The organism is Streptomyces sp. CA-181903 (assembly GCF_050937075.1).
Taxonomy (GTDB): Bacteria; Actinomycetota; Actinomycetes; order Streptomycetales; family Streptomycetaceae; genus Streptomyces.
In genome coordinates this window covers 7,389,760-7,411,501 of record NZ_JBNJLY010000001.1, presented here as the reverse complement: position 1 = coordinate 7,411,501, position 21,742 = coordinate 7,389,760, and the positions used below count along the sequence as shown (strand labels likewise).

Annotated in this window: 9 protein-coding genes and 1 pseudogene; 6 read left to right on the top strand and 4 right to left on the bottom strand. The window is 74.0% G+C overall.

Going from position 1 to position 21,742, the window contains the following annotated elements; all coding sequences use genetic code 11:
• Nucleotides 1-33: 33 nt before the first annotated feature.
• The 4 genes and pseudogenes from narH to ACQEVS_RS32660 all read left to right on the top strand — a co-directional run bounded on the left by narH (nucleotide 34) and on the right by ACQEVS_RS32660 (nucleotide 2,964).
• Nucleotides 34-1,647, top strand: a complete 1,614-nt coding sequence (gene narH / locus ACQEVS_RS32675) for a nitrate reductase subunit beta (RefSeq protein ID WP_433027043.1) — start codon at nucleotides 34-36, stop codon at nucleotides 1,645-1,647.
• On the top strand, nucleotides 1,644-2,249 hold the full coding sequence (gene narJ, locus ACQEVS_RS32670; RefSeq protein WP_433027040.1) for a nitrate reductase molybdenum cofactor assembly chaperone: 606 nt from the start codon (nucleotides 1,644-1,646) through the stop codon (nucleotides 2,247-2,249). Before narH ends, narJ begins: the two co-directional genes overlap by 4 nt.
• Nucleotides 2,246-2,653 (top strand): annotated as a pseudogene (gene narI / locus ACQEVS_RS32665) (respiratory nitrate reductase subunit gamma); the annotation flags it as partial. The gene narJ and the pseudogene narI, both read left to right, overlap by 4 nt.
• Before the next feature lie 68 nt (nucleotides 2,654-2,721).
• Complete coding sequence (locus ACQEVS_RS32660) at nucleotides 2,722-2,964, top strand: respiratory nitrate reductase subunit gamma (protein ID WP_433027037.1); 243 nt, start codon at nucleotides 2,722-2,724, stop codon at nucleotides 2,962-2,964.
• Nucleotides 2,965-3,176: 212 nt separating this feature from the next.
• On the opposite strand, the gene ACQEVS_RS32655 is transcribed toward ACQEVS_RS32660, so the two are convergent.
• Nucleotides 3,177-4,772, bottom strand: coding sequence for an APC family permease (locus ACQEVS_RS32655; RefSeq protein ID WP_433027034.1), 1,596 nt, complete (start codon nucleotides 4,770-4,772; stop codon nucleotides 3,177-3,179).
• Nucleotides 4,773-5,158: 386 nt separating this feature from the next.
• Here ACQEVS_RS32655 and ACQEVS_RS32650 point away from each other — a divergent pair, with 386 nt between their 5' ends.
• Both ACQEVS_RS32650 and ACQEVS_RS32645 read left to right on the top strand, forming a co-directional pair.
• Nucleotides 5,159-5,542, top strand: coding sequence for an ATP-binding protein (locus ACQEVS_RS32650; protein WP_433027031.1), 384 nt, complete (start codon nucleotides 5,159-5,161; stop codon nucleotides 5,540-5,542).
• Complete coding sequence (locus ACQEVS_RS32645) at nucleotides 5,539-8,100, top strand: LuxR C-terminal-related transcriptional regulator (protein ID WP_433027028.1); 2,562 nt, start codon at nucleotides 5,539-5,541, stop codon at nucleotides 8,098-8,100. Before ACQEVS_RS32650 ends, ACQEVS_RS32645 begins: the two co-directional genes overlap by 4 nt.
• Nucleotides 8,101-8,156: 56 nt before the next feature.
• Here the strand turns inward: ACQEVS_RS32645 and ACQEVS_RS32640 are convergent, their stop codons facing one another.
• The 3 genes from ACQEVS_RS32640 to ACQEVS_RS32630 all read right to left on the bottom strand — a co-directional run bounded on the left by ACQEVS_RS32640 (nucleotide 8,157) and on the right by ACQEVS_RS32630 (nucleotide 21,714).
• A complete protein-coding gene (locus ACQEVS_RS32640; RefSeq protein ID WP_433027025.1) occupies nucleotides 8,157-9,386 on the bottom strand; it encodes a macrolide family glycosyltransferase in 1,230 nt (409 codons plus the stop codon).
• A 519-nt stretch (nucleotides 9,387-9,905) separates the two neighbouring features.
• Nucleotides 9,906-14,003 carry a type I polyketide synthase gene (locus ACQEVS_RS32635; RefSeq protein ID WP_433027022.1) on the bottom strand — a complete coding sequence of 1,366 codons (4,098 nt, stop codon included), beginning with the start codon at nucleotides 14,001-14,003 and terminating at the stop codon, nucleotides 9,906-9,908.
• Nucleotides 14,004-14,010: 7 nt separating this feature from the next.
• Nucleotides 14,011-21,714, bottom strand: a complete 7,704-nt coding sequence (locus tag ACQEVS_RS32630; protein WP_433027019.1) for an SDR family NAD(P)-dependent oxidoreductase — start codon at nucleotides 21,712-21,714, stop codon at nucleotides 14,011-14,013.
• Nucleotides 21,715-21,742: the final 28 nt, after the last annotated feature.

Genomic DNA, 21,742 nt, shown 5'->3' with positions numbered 1-21,742 from the left:
CCTACCGGCGGCGCACCGGCCGTCGGACGTGTGATGGCCCAGGTCGCGATGGTGATGAATCTCGACAAGTGCATCGGCTGCCACACCTGTTCGGTCACCTGCAAGCAGACGTGGACCAACCGGGCCGGCACCGAATACGCGTGGTTCAACAACGTGGAGACCCGGCCCGGCCAGGGCTACCCGCGCGGCCACGAGGACCAGGACCGCTGGAAGGGCGGCTGGCGGCTGAAGCGCGGCCGGCTCGTGCCCCGCTCCGGCGGGCGCGCCCGCCGCCTCGCCCGGCTGTTCGCCAACCCCGAACTGCCCACCCTGGACGACTACTACCAGCCCTGGACCTACGACTACGACACCCTGATCAACGCGCCGCTCGGCGACGACGTGCCCACCGCCCGGCCGCGCTCCCTGACCGACGGCCGCCCCACCGCCGTCACCTGGGGGCCGAACTGGGACGACGACCTCGGCGGCGGCCCCGAGCACCTGGCCGGGGACCCGGTGCTGCGGAAGATGAACGAGGAGGTGCGGCTCGCCTACGAGCAGGCGTTCATGTTCTACCTGCCGCGCATCTGCGAGCACTGCCTCAACCCGTCCTGCGTCGCCGTCTGCCCGTCCGGGGCGCTGTACAAGCGCGTCGAGGACGGCATCGTCCTGGTCGACCAGGACCGCTGCCGCGGCTGGCGGATGTGCGTCTCCGGCTGCCCGTACAAGAAGGTGTACTTCAACCACCACACCGGCAAGGCCGAGAAGTGCACCTTCTGCTACCCGCGCATCGAGGCCGGGGAGCCCACGGTGTGCTCGGAGACCTGCGTGGGCCGGCTGCGCTACCTCGGGGTGATGCTCTACGACGCCGACCGGGTGGGCGCGGCGGCGGCCGTCCCGGACGAGAAGGACCTCTACGAGGCCCAGCTCGGCTGCTTCCTCGATCCGCACGACCCGGACGTCGTCCGCGCCGCCGAGGCGTCCGGCATCCCGCACGACTGGATCACGGCCGCCCGCCGCTCCCCCGTCCGCGCGCTGATCTCCACCTACCGGCTGGCGCTGCCGCTGCACCCGGAGTACCGGACGCTGCCCATGGTCTGGTACGTGCCCCCGCTGTCGCCCGTCGTCGACGCGCTGAGCGGCAGCGGGCACGACGGCGAGGACCCGGCCAACCTGTTCGCCGCCGTCGACGCGCTGCGCATCCCGCTGGCGTACCTGGCCGAGCTGTTCACGGCCGGCGACCCGGGGCCGGTCGAGGCCGCGCTCTGCCGCCTCGCGGCGATGCGCGCCCACATGCGGCGGGTGAACCTGGGCGAGCCCCAGGACCCCGCCATCGCGGCGAGCGTCGGGCTGGACGAGCACGGCATGGCGGAGATGTACCGGCTGCTGGCCCTCGCCAAGTACGACGAGCGCTACGTCATCCCCACCGCGTACGAGGGCGGGCCGCCCGTTCCGCAGGACCTGCCGGGGTGCAGCCTGGACGGGGCCGGCGGGCCCGGCATGTACGAGGGCGGCGCGGACGCCTTCCACGCCCCGCCCGCCGTCCCGGCCCCGGGCGGCGCGGACACACCGGGCGGGCGCGTGCCGGCGGGCCGCCTCAACCTGCTCAACTGGAACGGGCGCGGCACCCCGGCCGGCCTGTTCCCCCGGCGCGAGGGGGGCGGGCGATGACCGCGAACGCCGTCCGGCAGGGCGCGTCCCTGCTGCTCGCCTATCCGGACGCCGACTGGCCGGACCGCCTCCGGGCCGTCCGGGAGGCGCTGTCCGGCCTGCCCGGCGCGGGCCCCGCCCTGCTCACCGCGTTCTGCGACGAGGTGGCCGGCGTGCCCGTCCTCGACCTGGCGGCCCGTTACGTCACCACCTTCGACCGCAGCCGCCGGCGCACCCTGCACCTGACGTACTACGCGGACGGCGACACCCGGCGGCGCGGCGCCTCGCTCGTCCGCCTCAAGGCGGCGCTGCGGGCGGGCGGCTGGCAGCCGCCGGACGGCGAACTGCCGGACTACCTGCCGTCGTTGCTGGAGTTCGCGGCCCGCCGCCCCCGGGAAGGCGGCGCCCTGCTGGCCGGGCACCGGCCCGCGCTGGACCTGCTGCACGCCGCGCTGGAGAAGCACGGCAGCCCGTACGCGCGGGTGGTCCTGGCGGTGTGCCTGACCCTGCCCGCGCCCTCCGCCGCCGACCGGCGGCGGGCCCGGCGGGTGGCGCGGGAGGGGCCGCCCGTGGAGACCGTCGGGCTGGCCCCGTACGCCGCTCCGGAAGGCGGGCCGCGATGAGGTACGCGGACATCGTGCTGTGGGGCGTCCTGCCGTACGTGGTACTGACGCTGTGCGTCGCCGGTTCCGTCTGGCGCTACCGCTACGACCGGTTCGGGTTCACGACCCGCTCCACCCAGTTGCACGAGTCGCGGCTGCTGTCCGTGGCGGGGCCGCTGTTCCACTACGGGCTGCTGCTCGTCATCGGCGGGCACGTCGCCGGGCTGCTCGTCCCGGAGTCCTGGACGGAACGGCTCCACGTCAGCGAGCGGCTCTACCACCTCAACGCCCTGGTCCTGGGCGGCGCGGCCGGGCTCGCCACGGCGGCCGGGCTCGGGCTGCTGATCTGGCGGCGGCTGCGGGTGCCCGCCGTGCGGCGGACGACCAGGCCGAGCGACCGCCTGGTGCTGCCGTTGCTCGCGGCGGTGATCCTGGCCGGGCTCACCGCCACGGCCGGCGACGCGGGCGCGCATCCGTACGACTACCGGCGGGGGTGTCCGTCTGGTTCCGCAGCCTCTTCACCCTCGACCCGGACGTCGGCGCCATGGCGCACGCGCCGATGGCGTACCGGGTGCACGCGCTGCTGGCCATGGCGCTGTTCGCCCTGTGGCCCTTCAGCCGCCTGGTGCACGCCTTCGCGGCGCCGGTGGGTTATGTGGTGCGGCCTTATGTGGTCTACCGGTCGCGGGGAGGGGCTCGGGCGGGATCGCGCCCGAGGCGCGGCGTGCCGAGGTGACTCCGACGGCCTCGCCGGCCGGGGCGGGGCCGCGTCCTGCGCCGTGTTCCGCCAAGCCGGGCCGCCGGCGCCGCTCCTCGGCCGCCGACCCGCCGACTCGTCGACACGCGACTCGTCCGCACCCGGCCCGGCGGGGCCGCCCGTCGCGGTGAGCCGCACGGTCGTGGGACGGCGGCCCCGCCGACAGGACGGCAGCCGGGCACCCGGGCCCGTTACGGAGTCTCCTCCCGCGCCGTCGCCCGGTGCCGGACGCCCGAGCGTACGGCCCAGCGGAAGACGCCCAGCGCGAAGAGGGCGACGGCGAGGGAGTCGTAGGGGGCGGGCAGGCGGCCCGAGCCCTTGAAGGTGCCCAGCCAGGACAGCAGCGTCAGCACCGCCAGGTAGCACACCAGCCAGGCGCCCTCGCGCAGTTCGGCGGCGAGCGGGCCGTCGGCGGCGGAGCGCCGCATGGCGAGGAAGATCACGAGTCCGGCCAGGACGACGGGCAGCGCCAGCCGCAGGTCGTGCCAGCCCGACCAGTACACGAACTCGGTGGCCACGACGAAGCTGACGGGCGCGATCCAGCGCAGGCCCGGCACCCAGCCGGCCGTCCGGGTGCCGGGGTCGGCGCGGAAGACGGCGACCGCCACGGCCGAGGCCGCGTAGATCAGCAGGTACATGTCGCCCATGATGCTGACGATCCGCTGCCACTCCCCGAAGGGCAGCAGGAAGACGACGATCACCACGAGGTTCAGGGCGAGGGCCCGGTGCGGGATGCCGGACCGGCGGTCCACCCGCATGAACGTCCGGGGCAGGGTGCGGTTCTTGGCGAGGGCGTAGGTGTGACGGGCGTTGAGGGCCACGCCGACGTACGCCGAGCCGCCGGGCGAGAGCACCGCGTCGGCGTAGAGCAGGCTGGAGAGCCAGTGCAGGTTGAGGATCAGGGCCAGCTGGCCAAAGGGCGACTCCAGGTCGACGCCCTTCCAGCCGTGGCCCAGGAGGCTCTCGGGGACGGTGAAGAGGAAGGCGAACTGGAGGGCCAGGTACATCAGCAGCGCCAAGCCGATGCCGGTGAGGACGGAGGCGGGGATGGTGCGGCGGGGGTCGCGTGCCTCGCCGGAGAAGTCGAGGGCGGCCTGGAAGCCGTTGACCGAGTAGACGATGCCGCCGCCGGCGAGGGCGGAGAGGCAGGCGGCGTAGCCGTAGGGGGCGAAACCGCCGTGGTCGGTGAGGCGTCCCGAGTGCCAGCCGGAGGCGAACAGGGCGACGACGGTGACGAGCGGCACGGCGATCTTGAAGATGGAGACGAGGTTGTTCAGCCGTGCGAACAGGCGGACCGCGAACCAGTTCAGCGCGGTCAGCAGCACGCTCAGGCCGACGGCGAGCGCCAGGCCGGTGGGGGTGAGCACATGGCCGTGGTAGAGGTCCGGCAAGTAGTGGTCGGCGTACTGCATGATGGCGCTGATCTCGGCGGCGGTGCCGCCCACCGACAGCAGGACGGACCAGCCGATCAGCGTCCCGACGAGCCGCCCTCCGGCGTACAGCGGCCAGCGGACCGTGCCGCCGCCCTCGGGCCGTGACGCGCCGAGCTCGATCATCACCAGGGCGACGAGTCCGCACAGCACACCGGCGCCCACCCAGGTCAGCAGGGAGGCGGGCCCGGCGGTGCGGGCCGCGTACATCGCCGCGAAGAGCCAGCCGGAACCGACGATGTTGGAGAAGCCGATGGCGGTGAGCGCCCGGAAGCCGAGGTCCCGCCGGAGCCTGCCCTCCTGCACGGCCGCCTCGACGACGGCGGTGTCCGCTGCGGCGTCGTGATCCGCTGGCACGTGCTCTCCCTGTCCGAGGCGTCCCGCCGGTGCGGGTGAACGATCACTCAACCTTAGGTGACACCTCGTCATTCCCTCCGGTCCCACGATGCCCCTCGTGTCCCGGAGCGCACAGTGATCGAAATGGCCGGAAGTCATCGCATGAGCGACCTGCCCGGTGATGAGCACAACGCGCACAACGTCCCCTGCCGAAGGATCGGCAGCGCCCGGCCGCGTGGACGAAAGGTTTCCCGGCCTCCCGCCGCTCGATTTCAGCCAACCGGGCGGCTGTCAACTGAACACTTCCATAAGGTTGTTGCGTGTTCAGGGGGCGGAATGGCACGTTCCGTTGCGCCACACCCAGGGTGACCGCAATCAACCGAACTGGGTTGCTATGTTTACGGTTCATGGCCCAGGTATGGTCGCGCGCTGGGGGGAATATGGATGTGCTGCGCAGTCCGGATTATGCCGAACGTAAGAAGGAGTTGGCCGCGCTCGGGGGGTTACTCACGGAAGCAGGGGCGGGGCGCGGAAGCGTCGCGCTGGTGAGCGGACCGGCGGGCAGCGGGAAGACCCATCTCCTGCAGACGTTCTGCAAAGAGGCGGAGAGGGCCGGCGCTCTCTTGTTGACCGCCGCGGCGTCCCGCGCCGAGTCCGGACTGCCGCTGGGCGTGATGGACCAGCTGTTCCGGTGTGAGACGCTCCCGGCGGAGCTCCGGCGCCGGGCGACCGCGCTGCTGGCCGGCGAACCGTCCGGCTCCCGGGGCCGGACGCCGGCCCGGAGACGATGAACCAGCCGAGCGTCGAGGTGGCCAACGGGCTGCGGTCGATCCTGCTGGAGCTGAGCGACCGCGGCCCGGTCGTGGTGGGCATCGACGACCTCCAGTACGCCGACGGCCCGTCACTGCAGATGCTGCTGTTTCTCCAGCGCCGGATGAAGACCTCCCGTGTGCTGCTCCTGCTCGCGGAGCTGTCCACGGTGCGCTCGCCCCACCCCGTCTTCCACGCCGAGCTGTTCCGCCAGCCGAACTGCCGCAAGATACGCCTGGACCTGCTGAGCCGCTCGGGCGTCCACGCGCTGATCGAGTCCAGGCTCGGTCCGGCGAAGGCACGGGAGCTCACCGAGGCGTACCACACGGCCTCCGGCGGCAGCCCGCTGTTCCTGACCGCCCTGCTGGACGACCACGAGGCCGCCCACCGCCCAGGCGGCGAACCGGCCGTCCCCGATCCGGCCGTCCCCGAACCGGCCGCGTCCGACGCGGCCTTCCGCACCGCGCTGACCGACTGCCTCTACCTCGCGGAGCCGTCGGCGCTCTCGGTCGCGCGGGCGGTGGCCGCGCTGGGCACGGCCGGTTCGCCGGCCCTGATCGGCCACGCCCTCGACATGAACACGTCGACGGTGGAGCACGCCCTCGCCTCACTGGCCGCCACCGGGCTGCTCGGTCCGGAGGACTTCCGCCATCCCGCGGCGCGCACGGCCGTCCTGGCGGAGACGCCGCCCGACACCCGGCACGACCTGCACCTGCGGGTGGCGGCCGCGCTGCACCACGCCGGGGCGCCACCGGGTCCCGTCGCCGAGCAGCTGCGTGCGGCGGAGCGGGCCCCCGAGGCGTGGATGACCAACGTGTTGCGGGAGGCCGCCCGCGGCGCGCTCGCCGCCGGCCGGAGAGCGACCGCCTGCGCCTACCTCGACCTGGCCCTGAAGGACTGCGCGGACCGCCGGCAGCTCGCCGCCCTCACCGCGGACCGGATGCGCGTCGAGTGGCGGAAGTCGCCGCTCAAGGCCATGCGGCACGTGGAACTGCTGTGGGAGGCGCTGCGGGCCGGGCGCCTGAACGGCCATGACGCCGGGCTGCTGACCCGCGGCCTGCTCTGGCACGGCAGGTACCGGGAGGCCCGGGAGGCGCTCGCGCTGTGGAAGGCGTACGGCGCCGCGGCCGACCCCGCCGAGTCGGAGGAACTGGCGGCCCTCACGACCTGGATGGCGTACTCGCACCCCTCGCTGCTGGCGGTTCCCGGCGCGGCCGTGGTCACCGCGCCGCGAACCGGCCCGGACGCGGCACGCCCGTTCGGCCGGCACGCCGTCAGCGTCCTCTACCGGCTGCTCGCGGACGGCGCCGGCGAGGCGGCCGCGGCCCGTGCCGAGGCCATCCTGCACAGCGTCGTCCTGGGCGGCGCCACCCTGGAGTCGCTGCACGCCGCGCTGCTGACCCTGCTCTGCGCCGACCATCCCGACAAGGTCGCCGCCTGGAGCGACGAGCTGCTGAAGGAGGCCGAGCAGCACGAGGCGCCGATGTGGCAGGCGGTGTTCGCCACGATGCGCGCGGACGCGGCGTTCCGGCAGGGCGACATGGCCACCGCCGTGCGGCACGGCGAGGCCGCGCTCGCCCGGCTCCCGGCGTCCGCCTGGGGCGTCGCCATCGGCAGCCCGCTCGCCGTGCTGATCCTCGCCACGACCATGATGGGACGGCACGACGAGGCGGTGCGCTACATCCGGCAGCCCGTGCCGGACACCATGTTCGAGGCCCGCTACGGCCTGCACTACCTCAACGCGCGCGGCCACTTCCACCTCGCGACGGGCCGGCCGGCGGCGGCGCTCACCGACTTCGAGAGCTGCGGCCGGCTCGCGACCGCCTGGAGACTCGACCTGCCCGCCCTGATCCCCTGGCGCGGCGGCGCCGCCGAGGCCGCGCTGGCCCTGGGGCTCAAGACCCGGGCCCGGGCGCTCGTCGAGGAGCAGCTGACGCGGCCCGGCACCCGGCAGCCCCGCACCCGGGGCACGACCCTGCGGCTGCTGGCCGCGACCGGGGCGCCGGAGGACCGGCCGGGGCTCCTGCGCCAGGCCGTGGACCTGCTGCGGCCGGACACCGGCCGCTTCGAACTCGCCCGCGCGCTGGCCGATCTCCGGGACGCCCACGAGGCGCTGGGGGAACGCGAGGCAGCCGAGGAGGCGGGGCGGCGGGCCGCCGAGATGATGGCGTCCTGCCAAGTGCCCGCGGAACGGGCGCGCCCCGGCGGCGTCCTCCGGCCGGTTCCGGCCGCGCCGGCCGCGCCGGCCGCACCGTCGGGTACGGCACCGGGCATGGCGCCACGCTCGGCCGAGCCGCCGTCCGGTCCGCCGGAGGCCGCGAGACCGTCCGCCGCCGAGGTGCTGAGCGACGCCGAGCGGCGCGTCGCCGAACTCGCCGCGGCGGGCGTGACCAACCGGGCGATCGGCCGGAAGCTGTTCATCACCGTCAGCACCGTCGAGCAGCACCTCACCCGGGTCTACCGCAAGCTGGACGTCAGCCGGCGGAGGGACCTGGCCGCCCGGCTGGGCCTGGGCGCACCGGACGCCGAGTCCGCCTGAGCGGTCCCGGGCCCCGGTGCGCCGGCCCTGCCCGCGCGCCCGCCGACGGTCCGCCGCTACGGCTCGTAGATCCACTCCAGATAGCGTTCGATCTCGTCCGCGGCCCGGCGCGCGCCGCCCGCCCGGCGCGCCTCGCGCTGGAGCCCGCGCACCCGGTGCAGGGTGTCGGCGTCGTCGAGGAGGGTGCGGACCGCTTCGGCGAGCCGTTCCGGAGCGGCTGCCTCCGGAGGCAGCCGTACGCCGAGGCCGAGTTCGGCCACGCGGTCCGCCACCTCCCGTTCCGACGCGGTCGTCGGCACGGCGACCAGCGGGGTGTTGAAGTAGAGGGCTTCCATGACGCTGCCGGCGTCCGGATGGCAGATGTACGCGGAGGCCCGGCGCAGCACCACCGAGCGCGGCACCCGGGCGTGCACCTCCACGTTCGGCGGTAAGGCGCCCCGCTCCCGGCCGCGGTCGTCCGCGCCTCCGGTGGTGACGACCAGGTGCAGCGGCAGGCGCGCCAGCGCCGCCGCGCACTCCCGGAGGTAGCCCGGCTCCCGGTGGAGCAGCGCGGGGTCCAGGGCGAGGAGCACCACGGGCAGCCCGTTCGCCGCCGGCATCCAGCGCTCGTCGATGCGGCGCTCGGGGATGCACGGCCCGACGAACGCCACCCGGCCGTCGAACAGGTCCCCGTCGCTCTGGAACGCCCTGGGCATCAGGGCGATGGACAGCGGCTCGGCCCGGGTGTAGAAGTCCTGCGGCGGCGCGCCGGCGTGCTCGGCGTAGGCCAGGAACCGGGCCAGCCGTCTTCGCAGCCCGTCGGGGAGGCGCGCCAGGCACTCCTCGGACGACCGCCCCTCGGGCACCGGCGGGTCGGCACCGCGGGCGTCGTCCCAGGCGAACGAGGGGTAGACCTGTACGCCGGGCCGGTTCCAGCGGCAGGTGAGCAGGCGGGCGACGACGCGGGTGGAGGACTCGTACAGCACGAGGTCGGGGATGTCGTCGGCGAACTCGGCGTGGATCTCCTCCGCGCAGTCGAGGGTCTTCTCGACGCTGGAGAGGTCGAGCGCCGCGGCCGGGTCCCGCGCCTCGCCGTACGGCCCGTACTCGGGCCGGGACTCCGGCACCAGGACGTCCACGCCGGCGGTGGCGGCCCGCTCGGCGAACTCCATGGTGGTGATGTAGGTGATCCGGTGGTCCCTGCGGCGCAGTTCGCGCACGATGGGCAGCATCGGCCGGGTGTGGGCCTCGTCCGGCGCGCTGATCACGGCGATGGTGTAGCAGCGCTTGGGGGGCTCCTTCTCCATGAGCGCGACGCCCCCTCGCGGCACGTGTCCGAGGCCCCTCCCACCGGCCCGCGCGGTACCCGGACGAATCTTCACGGGGATCGTGTGCCCCGGTATCAACTCGCTGATGAGATCGCATCCTTGGCCTGGCGCCGGAGCGTAGCACGCGTGCGGCGCGGTGCGGACGCATCCGACGGCGCGCCCCCGGGCGGCCGAGCATTCCCGGCCGGTCCGGTGGCGGTCGAATGCGCGACGAATATCGCTTGTACAGGGGAAAGACCCGCGCCCGGTTCTTCGAACCTTTCGCGAAAGCGTCTGTGGATGTACCCCCCGTGACTGACTTTCCGGCGGCGGGGTCCGGCAATCGTGGCGTGGGTCACAAACAGGGATGAGAGGTGATGGAGGTGACGCAGGTGATACAGATGATGGAAGTGATAGAGGTGGCGGAGGTGACGGTTTATCGGAAATGGTGATGCGGGGAGGCCCCGGCGTGCCGGTCGGGCACTGCCGGGGCCGGGGGCCCGCAGGCCACAGCGGTGTTCAGCGCCCGCCGCGGTGCTCGTCGAGTGCCGCCACCCACGCCTCCACGGCCTCGGCCGTCGTCTGCGACGCGCCTTCGAGGAGGGTGAAGTGGTTGCCGGGGACCTCGCGCAGGGTGTGCGCGGCGGGCCAGGAGGAACGCCAGTCGGCCTCGCCACTCCCGGCCTCCGCCTGCCCGGGGAAGGGCTCCGTCGGCCGGACGAACAGCACGGGCGCCGTCATGGGCCCGGGGGCGCACCGGGTGATGAAGAGGCTGTAGCGGCCCATGGCGGAGAGCCGGTCGGCGGTGAACGTCCCGAAGGCGTCCTCGCGTTCCAGCATGCCGTCCAGCATCCGCGCCCACAGCGCGTCGCCGTCGCCGTTACCCCCGTCGCCGCTTCCCCCGGCGTCGTTTGCCTCCTCGCCAGTGGGCAGATAGGTGTCCAGCAGGACGACCGCGGCGGGTCGCATACCCTCGGCCTCCAGCCGGCCCGCCGTGGCGTGCGCGAACTGCCCGCCCGACGAGTAGCCCACCAGGACGAACGGCTCGTCGCCCGCCAACTCCCGCACGCTGTGCGCGAAGTGGTCGACGGCGGCGTCCACGGAGGCGGGCAGCGGCTCGCCGGCCGCGAAGCCGGGCGAGGTCACCACGTGCACGTCCCGCACCCCGCGGAAGTGCGCTGCGAGCCGCGCGTACTGCTGGGGCCCGGCGAGGGCCATCGGCGACGGGAAGCAGATCAGGGCGGGCCCCCGGGAACCGCGGGCCAGGGTCACCGGCTCGCGCACGCCCCGCGCCTCGGCGGCGGTACGGAAGGAGGGGCGCAGGTCGGCCGCGGCGTTCAGCAGGGCGGTGCCCGCCGCCATCTTCCCTTCCCGGACCGCCGCCCGGAACAGCCCGCTCAGCGTCTCCGCCGGCCGCGGTACGCCGGCCGCGTCCCGCCCGGAACCGACGGCGACGTCGGGGAGCGCGGGCGCGGTGTCCAGCGCGGTACGCAGGTGTGCGGCGAGCCGGGCCGGGCTGCCGAGGTCGAACACGGCGGCGGGGTCGATGTCCAGCCCGGTCGCCCGGCCCAGGGCCCGGCGCAGCTCGGCGGCGGACAGCGAATCGACACCCGCCTCCAGGAACCCGCGCTCCGGGTCCACCTCGGCCACGGACTCGTACCCCAGCACCAGGGCGACGTGTTCCACGACCACCTCGGTGAGCAGCTTCTCCCGTTCCACGTCCGGGAGTTCGGCCAGCCGGGCGCGGAGCCGCTCGGGAGCGGCCGGGTCGTGCCGCGGTCCCGTGGTCTCGGACGTGTCCTGTCCGGCGGTGCCGAAGCCGGAGGCGGAGCCGCCGAACAGGGCGGGCGAGTCGATCCAGTAGCGGCGGTGCTGGAACGCGTACGTCGGCAGGTCCACCACGCGCGCGCCGCTGCCCTCGTAGAACGCCGCCCAGTCCACGGGGACACCGGCGGTGTGCAGGCGTCCCACACCCGCCGCCACCGCCGGAGCCTCGTCCCGCCCCTTGCGCAGCAGCGGCACGACCGCCGCCCGCTCGGCCTCGTCCGGCTCCAGGCACGCGTCCACCATGCCCGACAGCACCGCGTCGGGACCGACCTCCACGAACCTGACGGCACCACGCGCCACGGCGGCCCGCACGGCGTCGGCGAAGCGGACGGGGCGGCGGACGTGCTCCACCCAGTAGTCGGCGCTCGTCAACTCCCCGGTGGTGGCGATCTGTCCGGTGACGGTGGAGACGATCGGGATGCGGGGTTCGGTGAAGGACAGGCCGGCGACGACCGTGCGGAAGTCTTCCAGCATGGGGTCCATGAGGGGGGAGTGGAAGGCGTGGGAGACCTTCAGCAGTGAGGTCTTGCGGCCCTGCTCCTTCAGCTTCTCCACGATCGCGGTCACGGTTTCGCGAGCGCCGGAGATGACGACCGCGCGCGGGCCGTTGACGGCGGCGATGGCTGCGTCCTGCGCCTTGCCGAGCAGGGCGAGGGCTTCGTCTTCGGTGGCTTGGAGGGCGGCCATGACGCCGCCGTCGGGCAGGGCCTGCATCAGCCGGCCCCGCGCCGCCACCAGCGTGCACGCGTCCGCCAGGGACAGCACCCCGGCGACATGCGCCGCCGCGATCTCCCCGATCGAGTGCCCCGCCAGCACCTCCGGCCGCACACCCCACGCCTCCACCAGCCGGAACAACGCCGTCTCGACGGCGAACAGAGCCGGCTGCGCGCACTCCGTACGGTTCAGCACCTCCCCGTCCTCGCCGAACAGGACGTCCTTGAGCGGCCGTTCAAGGTGTGCGTCGAGATGCCCGCACACCTCGTCCAACGCCCGCGCGAACACCGGGAACGTCTCGTACAGCTCCCGGCCCATCCCGATCCGCTGCGCGCCCTGCCCCGTGAAGAGGAAGGCGGTTTTGCCGGTGGTGCGGGCCGTGCCCTGGGTGAGGCCGGGGGCGGGGGTGCCGTCGGCGAGGGCGGTCAGGGCCGTGGCGAGGTCGGTGCGGGTGCGGCCGGTGACGACGGCGCGGTGGTCGAAGTGGGCGCGGGTGGTGGCCAGGGCGAAGCCGGTCGGGGCGAGGCCGTCGTCGTCCGGGAGTACGTCCAGGAGGCGGCGGGCCTGCGCGCGCAGGGCCTGCGGGCTGGTGGCGGAGAGCGGCCAGAGCACCGGGCCCGTGGGTGCCTCCGGGGCGGGGGCGGGGGGCTCCTGGGGTGCTTCCTCCAGGATGACGTGCGCGTTCGTCCCGCTGATCCCGAAGGACGACACCGCCGCACGGCGTGCCCTGTCCGAGATCCACGGGCGGGCTTCGGTGAGGAGTTCCACCGCGCCCGCCGTCCAGTCCACCTTCGACGACGGCGCGTCCACATGCAGCGTCCTCGGCAGCACACCATGACGCATCGCCATCACCATCTTGATGATGCCCGCCACACCCGCAGCCGCCTGCGTGTGTCCGAGGTTGGACTTCACCGAGCCCAGCCACAACGGACGCTCCGCCGCACGGTCCTTGCCGTACGTCGCCAGCAGCGCCTGCGCCTCGATCGGGTCGCCCAGCGTCGTCCCCGTGCCGTGGGCCTCCACCGCGTCCACCTGCTCGGCCGACAGCCGCGCGTTGGCCAGGGCTGCCCGGATGACGCGCTGCTGCGACGGGCCGTTCGGCGCCGTCAGTCCGTTGCTGGCGCCGTCCTGGTTGACCGCCGAGCCCCGCACGACCGCCAGCACGCGGTGCCCGTTGCGCCGCGCGTCCGACAGCCGCTCGACCACGAGCACGCCCACGCCTTCCGAGAACCCGGTTCCGTCCGCCGCCTCGGCGAAGGACTTGCACCGTCCGTCGGGGGACAGCCCGCGCTGGCGGCTGAAGTCGACGTACGTGCCCGGGGTGGCCATGACGGTGACGCCGGCCGCCAGGGCGAGCGAGCACTCGCCGTTGCGCAGCGCCTGCCCGGCCAGGTGCAGGGCGACCAGCGACGACGAGCACGCCGTGTCCACCGACACCGCCGGGCCCTCCAGCCCGAGCGTGTAGGCGACGCGGCCCGACACGACGCTGCCGCTGCCGTAGCTGTTGACGTAGTCGTGGTACATGACGCCGGCGAACACACCCGTCTTGCTGCCCCGAAGGGCGCGCGGGTCCATCCGGGCGTGTTCCAGCGCCTCCCACGACGTCTCCAGCAGCAGCCGCTGCTGCGGGTCGAGGGCGTGGGCGTCGCGGGGTGCCACGCCGAAGAAGGGGGCGTCGAAATGGGCGGCGTCGTAGAGGAATCCGCCGTGGCGGGTGAGGGAGGTGCCGTCGTTCTCATTGCCGGAGTCGGGCTCGGGGTCGGGGTCGGGGTCGTACAGGGCGTCGACGTCCCAGCCCCGGTCCTCGGGGAACTCCGCTACGGCGTCGATCTCCTCGCTGACCAGCCGCCACAGGTCCTCCGGGGAACGGACGCCGCCCGGGTAACGGCAGGCCATGCCGACGATGGCCAGCGGTTCGCGCAGGGCGCCGGACAGCCTGCGGTTCTGTTCGCGCAGCCGCTCGGTCTCCTTGAGCGAGGTCCGGAGGGCGTCGACGAGCTTCGCCTCCGGGGCGGCGGCCTGCCGGGGTGCGGGGTCGGGCCGGCCGGTCCGGCTCGGCTGACTGGGCTGGGTCATGGTGATGTCACTTCTCCCGCGTCATGTCAGTGACGTCGAGGACGTCGACGTCCTGGTGGCCCGATCCGCCGTCCCCCTCCGGGTCTCCCCCGAAGACGTCGTGGGCGTCGTAGGCGTCGTACTCGTGGTCGTCCTCCGCGCCGTACGCTCCGTCCACGCCGTACGCTCCGTCCGCCGCATCGGCTCCGTCGCCGTCCCGCGTCGCGCCCGTGTCGGCGAGGGCCATGCTGATCAGGGCGTCGGTGTCCATCGCGTCGATGGAGTACGCGGCGGCGCCCGTCTCCTCGTCCGCGGCGAGGACGCCGGCGTCGAGTCCCGCGAGCTCCAGGAGGCTGTCCATCAGACCGGCTTCCCGCAGGCGGGAGAGCGGGATGGCGGCGAGCGCCGCGCGGACGCGGTCCTCGGCCGAACCGGAACCGCTTCCGTCCGCCGCCGGCTCCTCCTCCAGCCGGGGCGCGAGCTCCTCCCACAGGTGGTCGGCGACGGCCCGGCTGCTCGGGTGGTCGAAGGTGAGCGCGGCGGGGAGCCGGAGGCCGGTGGCGGCGTTGAGGCGGTTGCGGAACTCGACGGCGGTCAGCGAGTCGAAGCCCAGGGCGTTGAACGACCGGTCGGCGTCGACACCCTCCGCGTCGGTGTGCCCGAGCACCGCCACGACCTGCGCCCGGACCACCTCCGTCAGCAGGTCCCGGCGTTCCGCCGCGGGCGTCTCCGCCAGGCGGGCCAGCAGGTTCCCGGTGCCGGCGGACGGCTCCTGGGCCGACCGCGCGGTTCGCCGTGCGGTCGTCCGGACCAGGCCGCGGAAGAGGGGCGGCAGTTCGCCGGGCTCGCCCTGGGCCAGGAGGCGCAGGTCGAGCGCGACCGGGACGAGCAGTGCCTCGTCCGGGGGCGCGAACCGCCCGGTGCCGGTGAACGCCGCGTCGAACAGCGCCAGGCCCTCCTTGGCGGAGAGCGCGCCGGCGCCGGAGCGTGCCATGCGCCGTACGTCCGCGTCGCTCAGCCCGCCGGCCATCCCGGTGTCGTCCGCCCACATGCCCCAGGCCAGCGACGTCGCCGGCAGCCCTGCCGCCCGGCGGCGGTGTGCCAGGACGTCCAGGAAGGCGTTGGCGGCCGCGTAGTTGCCCTGTCCGGGTACGCCCAGGGCGCCGGCGATGGAGGAGAAGAGGACGAACGCGGACAGGTCCAGGCCGCGCGTCAGCTCGTGCAGGTTCCAGGCCGCGTCGGCCTTGGGCCGGAGCACGGTGTCCATGCGGCCGGGGGTCAGCGAGCCGATGACGCCGTCGTCCAGCGCGCCGGCGATGTGCACCACGGCGGTCAGCGGGTGCTCGGCGGGTACGGAGTCCAGGAGCGCCGCCAGCCGGTCGCGGTCGGCGATGTCGCAGGCGGCGAACGTCACCTCCGCGCCCGCTTCCGCCAGTTCGGCCGCCAGTTCCGCGGCGCCCGGGGCGTCCGCTCCCCGACGGCTGGCCAGCAGGAGGTGCCGGGCTCCGTGTTCGGCCGCCAGGTGGCGGGCGACCAGTACGCCCAGGGCGCCGGTGGCACCCGTGACGAGGATCGTGCCGTGCTCCTCGCGGTCCTCGGCGGAGTCGGGGTCGGCGGCGCGTACGGTCGCGGGGACCCGGGCCAGCCGGGGCGCGGACAACTCGCCTTCCCGGACGGCGAGGTACTCCTCGCCGGTGGCCAGCGCACGAGGCAGGGCGGCGAGCGAGGCGTCGGTGCCGTCGGTGTCGACGAGCACGATCCGGCCCGGGTTCTCCGCCTGGGCCGACCGCACCAGCCCGCCCACCGCGGCGCCCGCGAGGTCGGTGACCCCGGCGGTGCCCGCCGGAGCCGCGCCCCGGGTGACCACGACGAGCGTCGAGGCGGCGAACCGCTCGTCCGCCAGCCAGGACTGCAGGTCGGCCAGCATCCCGTGGGTGCGCTCACGTGCCGCACCGGCCTCGTCGTCGCTCGTGCCCTCGGCCACGGCCGGCAGCACGACGACGTCCGTCGTGCCGGCCTCCGTCAGTCCGGGGGCCGCTTCTGCGCTCGTCACCTGTCCGGCCGCGGCCAGCACCCGCGACCAGGTGGGCGCGTCCGGGCCGACCACCGTCCACGTCCCGGCGGGGACGCGGGCGGGTGACGCGACCGGGGTCCAGTCGACGCGGTAGAGGGAGTCGTGGTACTCGGCGCGGGCCTGCGCGAGTTGCTCCTCGGAGATCGGCCGTACGTCCAGCCGCTCCACGGACGCGACCGGCCGGCCGGAGGCGTCCGCCACCTCCAGCGCCACGGCGCCCTCGCCCCGCGGCGACACGCGCACCCGGAGCGCCGAGGCCCCTGTCGCGTACAGCTCCACACCGGACCAGGCGAACGGCAGGCCGGCCCGCTCCCCCACCGCGGTGAGACCCACCGCGTGCAGGGCGGAGTCCAGCACGGCCGGGTGCACGCCAAATCCGTCGACGCTCACGCCGTCCGGCAACGCCACCTCGGCAAACACCTCGTCACCCGACCGCCAAGCAGCCCGCAACCCCTGGAACACGGGGCCGTACGCCAACCCACCGTCGGCGTACCGCTCGTACAGTCCATCGACCGGCAGCGGCTCCGCGCCCGCCGGAGGCCACACGGCGAAAGCGGAACCTTCACCACGGCTCACCGCACCCAGGACGCCGCTCGCGTGCCGCACCCACACACCGTCGCCCAGCGTGTCCTCGGAGCGGGAGTGAATGCTGAAGGTGCGGTCTCCGGAGGCGTCGGGAGCGTCGACCACGAGCTGGGTGTGCACGTCCCCGTGCTCGGGGAGGACCAGCGGCGCTTCCAGGGTCATGTCCGACAGGACCGCGCATCCCACCTGGTCACCGGCTGCGATCGCCAGGTCCACGAAGCCCGTGCCGGGGAAGAGGACGGTGTCCCCGACCGCGTGGTCGGCGAGCCAGGGATGCGTGCGGAGGGAGAGCCGGCCGGAGAACAGCAGCCCGTCCGAACCCGCCAGCGACACCGGCTTCCCCAGCAGCGGGTGACCGCCGGCACCGGAGGCCGCGCCGAACGGGGAGTAGCCGTCGATCCAGTAGCGGCGGCGCTGGAAGGGGTAGGTGGGGAGGTCGACGAGTCCGGCTCGGCCGGTGGGGTGGAGCTGTGTCCAGTCGACGGGGTGACCCTGGACCCAGAGGCGGGCGAGGGCGGTGAGGGCTTCGGTCTCCTCCGGGCGGTTGCGGCGCAGGAGCGGGACGCAGGTGACCGTGGTGTCGTCGGGGAGCGCGGTGGTGGTCATGGCGGTGAGGACGGCGTCGGGTCCGATTTCGAGGAAGGTGGTGATGCCGTCGGTGGTGAGGGTGGTGAGGGCGTCGGCGAAGCGGACCGGGCGGCGCACGTGCTCCACCCAGTAGTCGGCGCTGGTCAACTCCGCGGTGGTGGCGGTCTGTCCGGTGACGGTGGAGACGATCGGGATGCGGGGTTCGGTGAAGGACAGGCCGGTGACGATGGTGCGGAAGTCTTCCAGCATGGGGTCCATGAGGGGGGAGTGGAAGGCGTGGGAGACCTTCAGCAGTGAGGTTTTGCGGCCCTCTTCCTTCAGCTTCGCCGCGATCGTGGTGACGGTTTCACGGGCGCCGGAGATGACGACCGCGCGCGGGCCGTTGACGGCGGCGACGGCTGCGTCCTGCGCCTCGCCCAGCAGCGCGAGAGCTTCCTCTTCAGTGCACTGGAGGGCAGCCATGACACCGCCCTCGGGCAGGGCCTGCATCAGCCGGCCGCGTGCCGCCACCAGCGTGCACGCATCCGCCAGGGACAGCACCCCGGCAACATGTGCTGCCGCGATCTCCCCGATCGAGTGCCCGGCCAGGGCTTCCGGGCGTACACCCCAGGACTCCACCAGCCGGAACAGTGCCGTCTCGATGGCGAAGAGAGCCGGCTGCGCGTACTCCGTTCGGTTCAGCAGCTCCCCGTCCTCGCCGAAGAGGACGTCCTTGAGCGGCCGTTGGAGGTGTGCGTCGAGATGCCCGCACACCTCGTCCAGCGCCTGGGCGAACACCGGGAACCTCTCGTACAGCTCCCGGCCCATCCCGACCCGCTGCGCACCCTGCCCGGTGAACAGGAACGCCAGCCGGCCCTCGCTCGCCGTGCCGCGCACCAGGCCCGGCGCGTCCTGTCCGGCCGCGAGTGCGGCGAGGGCGGCGGTGAGGTCGGCGCGGTTGGTGCCGGTGAGGACCGCGCGGTGTTCCAGCTGCGCCCGCGTCGTCGCCAGCGCCACCGCCACCTCCCCCAGCCCCGGAGCATCCTCACGCTCCAGCAGGTCCAGCAGTTGTGCCGCCTGGGCCTTCAGGGCGTCGGCGGTCGCGCCGGACACGGGCCAGAGCGGCGTCGGGAAGGTGTCCGCTTCCTGGTCCGCGGGGGCCGGCTCGGGGGCGGCCTGTTCGATGATGACGTGCGCGTTGGTGCCGCTGATGCCGAAGGACGACACCGCCGCGCGCCTGACGCCCCGGGACTCCCACGGGCGGGCCTCGGTGAGGAGTTCCACCGCGCCCGCCGTCCAGTCCACCTTCGACGACGGCGCGTCCACGTGGAGGGTTTGCGGCAGCACACCGTTGCGCATCGCCATGACCATCTTGATGATGCCGGCGACACCCGCCGCCGCCTGGGTGTGGCCCAGGTTGGACTTGATGGAGCCGAGCCAGAGCGGCCGTTCCGGGGCGCGGTCGCGGCCGTACGTCGCCAGCAGCGCCTGGGCCTCGATCGGGTCGCCGAGGACCGTGCCGGTACCGTGCGCCTCCACCGCGTCGACCTCGTCCGCCGACAGCCGCGCGTTGGCCAGGGCTGCCCGGATCACTCGCTGCTGCGACGGGCCGTTGGGCGCCGTCAGCCCGTTGCTGGCGCCGTCCTGGTTGACCGCCGAGCCGCGGACGACCGCGAGCACGCGGTGGCCGTTGCGTCGCGCGTCCGACAGCCGCTCGACCACGAGCACGCCGACGCCCTCGGACCAGCCGGTGCCGTCCGCCGCGTCGGCGAAGGACTTGCACCGGCCGTCGCGCGCCAGGCCGCGCTGGCGGCTGAACTCGATGAAGGTGGCCGGGGTGGACATCACGGTCACGCCGCCGACCAGGGCCAGCGAGCAGTCACCGTTGCGCAGGGCCTGGCCGGCCAGGTGCAGGGCGACGAGGGAGGAGGAGCAGGCCGTGTCGACCGTCACCGCCGGGCCCTCCAGGCCGTAGGTGTAGGCGATGCGGCCGGAGACGATGCTTCCCGCGCTGTGGCTGGTGGGGTAGTCGTGGTACATGACGCCGGCGAAGACGCCGGTCCTGCTGCCCTTGACCGTCGCCGGGTCGATCCCGGCCCGCTCGAACGCCTCCCAGGAGACCTCCAGCAGCAGCCGCTGCTGCGGGTCGGTGCTCAGTGCCTCGTTGGGGCTGATCCGGAAGAAGTCCGCGTCGAAGTCGGCGGCGTCGTGCAGGAAACCGCCCTTGTCGACGTAGGTGGTGTCCGGGCGTTCGGCATCCGGGTCGAAGAGCGCGTCGATGTCCCAGCCACGGTCGTCGGGGAACGTGGAGACGGAGTCGCGGCCGTCGGCGACCAGGCGCCACAGGTCCTCGGGGGACGCGATGCCGCCCGGGTAGCGGCAGGCCATGCCGACGATCACGATCGGGTCGTCACCGTGGGCGTTCTCCTGGACGGCCGGGGTGCTGGTGGGCGTGTCGAGCGTGCCGAGGAGTTCGTCGTGGAGGTGGCGCGCGAGGTCGCCGGCGGTCGGGTAGTCGAAGACGAGGGTGGCCGGGAGCCGCAGACCGGTCGCGGTGTTGAGGCTGTTGCGCAGTTCGACGGCGGTGAGCGAGTCGAAGCCCAGGTCGTTGAAGGCCCGGTCCGGCGCGATCGAGGCCGGGTTGGCGTGCCCCAGGACCGCGGCCACCTGCCCGCGCACGACGGCGAGGAGGGCGCGTTCCCGCTCGGCCGGCGGCAGGGCGGACAACTGCCGGTGCAGGGTGTCGGCGGTGCCGCCGTCGCTGACGGCGGCGGTGCGCCGGACTGCGGGGACGAGGTGGTGGTAGAGAGTGGGGAGGGACGGGCCTTGCGCCCGCAACGCCTCCACGTCCAAACGCACCGGCACCAGCGCCGCGTCAGCGCGTGCCCCGACCCCGAGCAGCCGCAGCCCCTCGTCCGTCGCCAACGGCAGCACACCACCACGAGCCATACGAGCACGGTCGCCCTCCGACAGACCGCCTCCCATGCCGCCCACCTCGCCCCACAAACCCCACGCCATCGCGGCACCCGGCAGGCCGGAGGCCACCCGCGACTCCACCAGAGCGTCCAGGAAGGCGTTCGCCGCCGCGTAGTTGCCCTGCCCCGGCGCACCCAGCACACCCGCAGCCGACGAGAACACCACAAACGCATCCAACGACAACCCGGCCGTCAGCTCATGCAAATTCCAGCCACCGAGCACCTTCGGACGCAGCACACCGGCCAACCGCTCCACCGACAGCGAGCCCACCAGGCCGTCATCCAGCACACCCGCCGCATGCACCACCGCGCACAGCGGGAACTCCTCACCGATCGCCGCCAGCACCCCAGCCAACGCCTCACGGTCCGCCACATCACAGGCCGCCACGTCAACCGACACCGCACCCGCTTCCAGCAACGAAGCCACCAACTCCTGAGCGCCGCCCGTCTGACCGCCACGGCGCGACGTCAGCACCAAGCGCCGCACCCCGTGCTCCGCGACCAGCCACCGGGCCACCAGCGCACCAAGGCCGCTCAAACCACCCGTCACCAACACCGTGCCGTCAGCCAACCCCAGGCTGTCGGCGGCAGCGGCGGGCACACCCGCACGCACCAGGCGCGGTGCGAACAACGCTCCGCCCCGGAAGGCAAGTTGCTGTTCGCCCGCCGCGAGGGCGCGGTGCAGCAGGTCCGACGGCAGCTCAGTCCCGTCCTCGTCCAGGTCCAGCAGCACGATCCGGTCCGGGTGCTCGGCCTGTGCCGACCGCATCAGGCCGCCTACTGCCGCGCCCGCCAGGTCCACCACGTCCGAGCCGCCGGCCGACACCGCGCCGCGCGTCACGACCACAAGCCGCGACCGCGCGCACCGCTCGTCCTCCAGCCACGCCTGTACGGCCGACAGCACGCGTTCCAGCAACGCGCTCACGTCGCCGGGAACATCCGGTACCGCGCCGCCGAACGCCCGCACCACCACCACATCCGGTTCTCCGGGCTCACCCGCCAGATCCTCGAAGTCCACGACGGCAGCGCCCGATTCGGGCGCCGCGGCCGGCATCACCGCAGGCACCCAGTCCACGCGGTACAGCGACTCGGGGTATTCGGCGCGGGCCTGGGCGAGTTGCTCCTCGGAGATCGGCCGTACGTCCAGCCGCTCCACCGATGCCACCGGCCGTCCGGTGGCGTCCGCCACCTCCAGCGCCACGGCGCCCTCGCCCCGCGGCGACACCCGCACCCGCAACGCCGACGCGCCCGTCGCGTACAGCTCCACACCGGACCAGGCGAACGGCAGACCGGCCCGCTCCCCCACCCCCGTCAGACCCACCGCGTGCAACGCCGCGTCCAGCACGGCCGGGTGCACGCCAAATCCGTCGACGCTCACGCCGTCCGGCAACGCCACCTCGGCGAACACCTCGTCACCCGACCGCCAAGCAGCCCGCAATCCCTGGAACACCGGCCCGTACGCCAACCCACCCTCGGCGTACCGCTCGTACACGCCGTCCAGCGGCACCGGCTCCGAGCCCTCCGGGGCCACACGCCGAGAGCGGAACCCTCACCACGGC

Coding starts and splice junctions, on each gene's coding strand:
- ACQEVS_RS32650 (WP_433027031.1), top strand. CDS start 5,159: ATGGCCCAGGTATGGTCGCGCGCTGGGGGGAATATGGATGTGCTGCGC.
- narH (WP_433027043.1), top strand. CDS start 34: ATGGCCCAGGTCGCGATGGTGATGAATCTCGACAAGTGCATCGGCTGC.
- ACQEVS_RS32645 (WP_433027028.1), top strand. CDS start 5,539: ATGAACCAGCCGAGCGTCGAGGTGGCCAACGGGCTGCGGTCGATCCTG.
- ACQEVS_RS32640 (WP_433027025.1), bottom strand. CDS start 9,386: ATGGAGAAGGAGCCCCCCAAGCGCTGCTACACCATCGCCGTGATCAGC.
- ACQEVS_RS32635 (WP_433027022.1), bottom strand. CDS start 14,003: ATGACCCAGCCCAGTCAGCCGAGCCGGACCGGCCGGCCCGACCCCGCA.
- narJ (WP_433027040.1), top strand. CDS start 1,644: ATGACCGCGAACGCCGTCCGGCAGGGCGCGTCCCTGCTGCTCGCCTAT.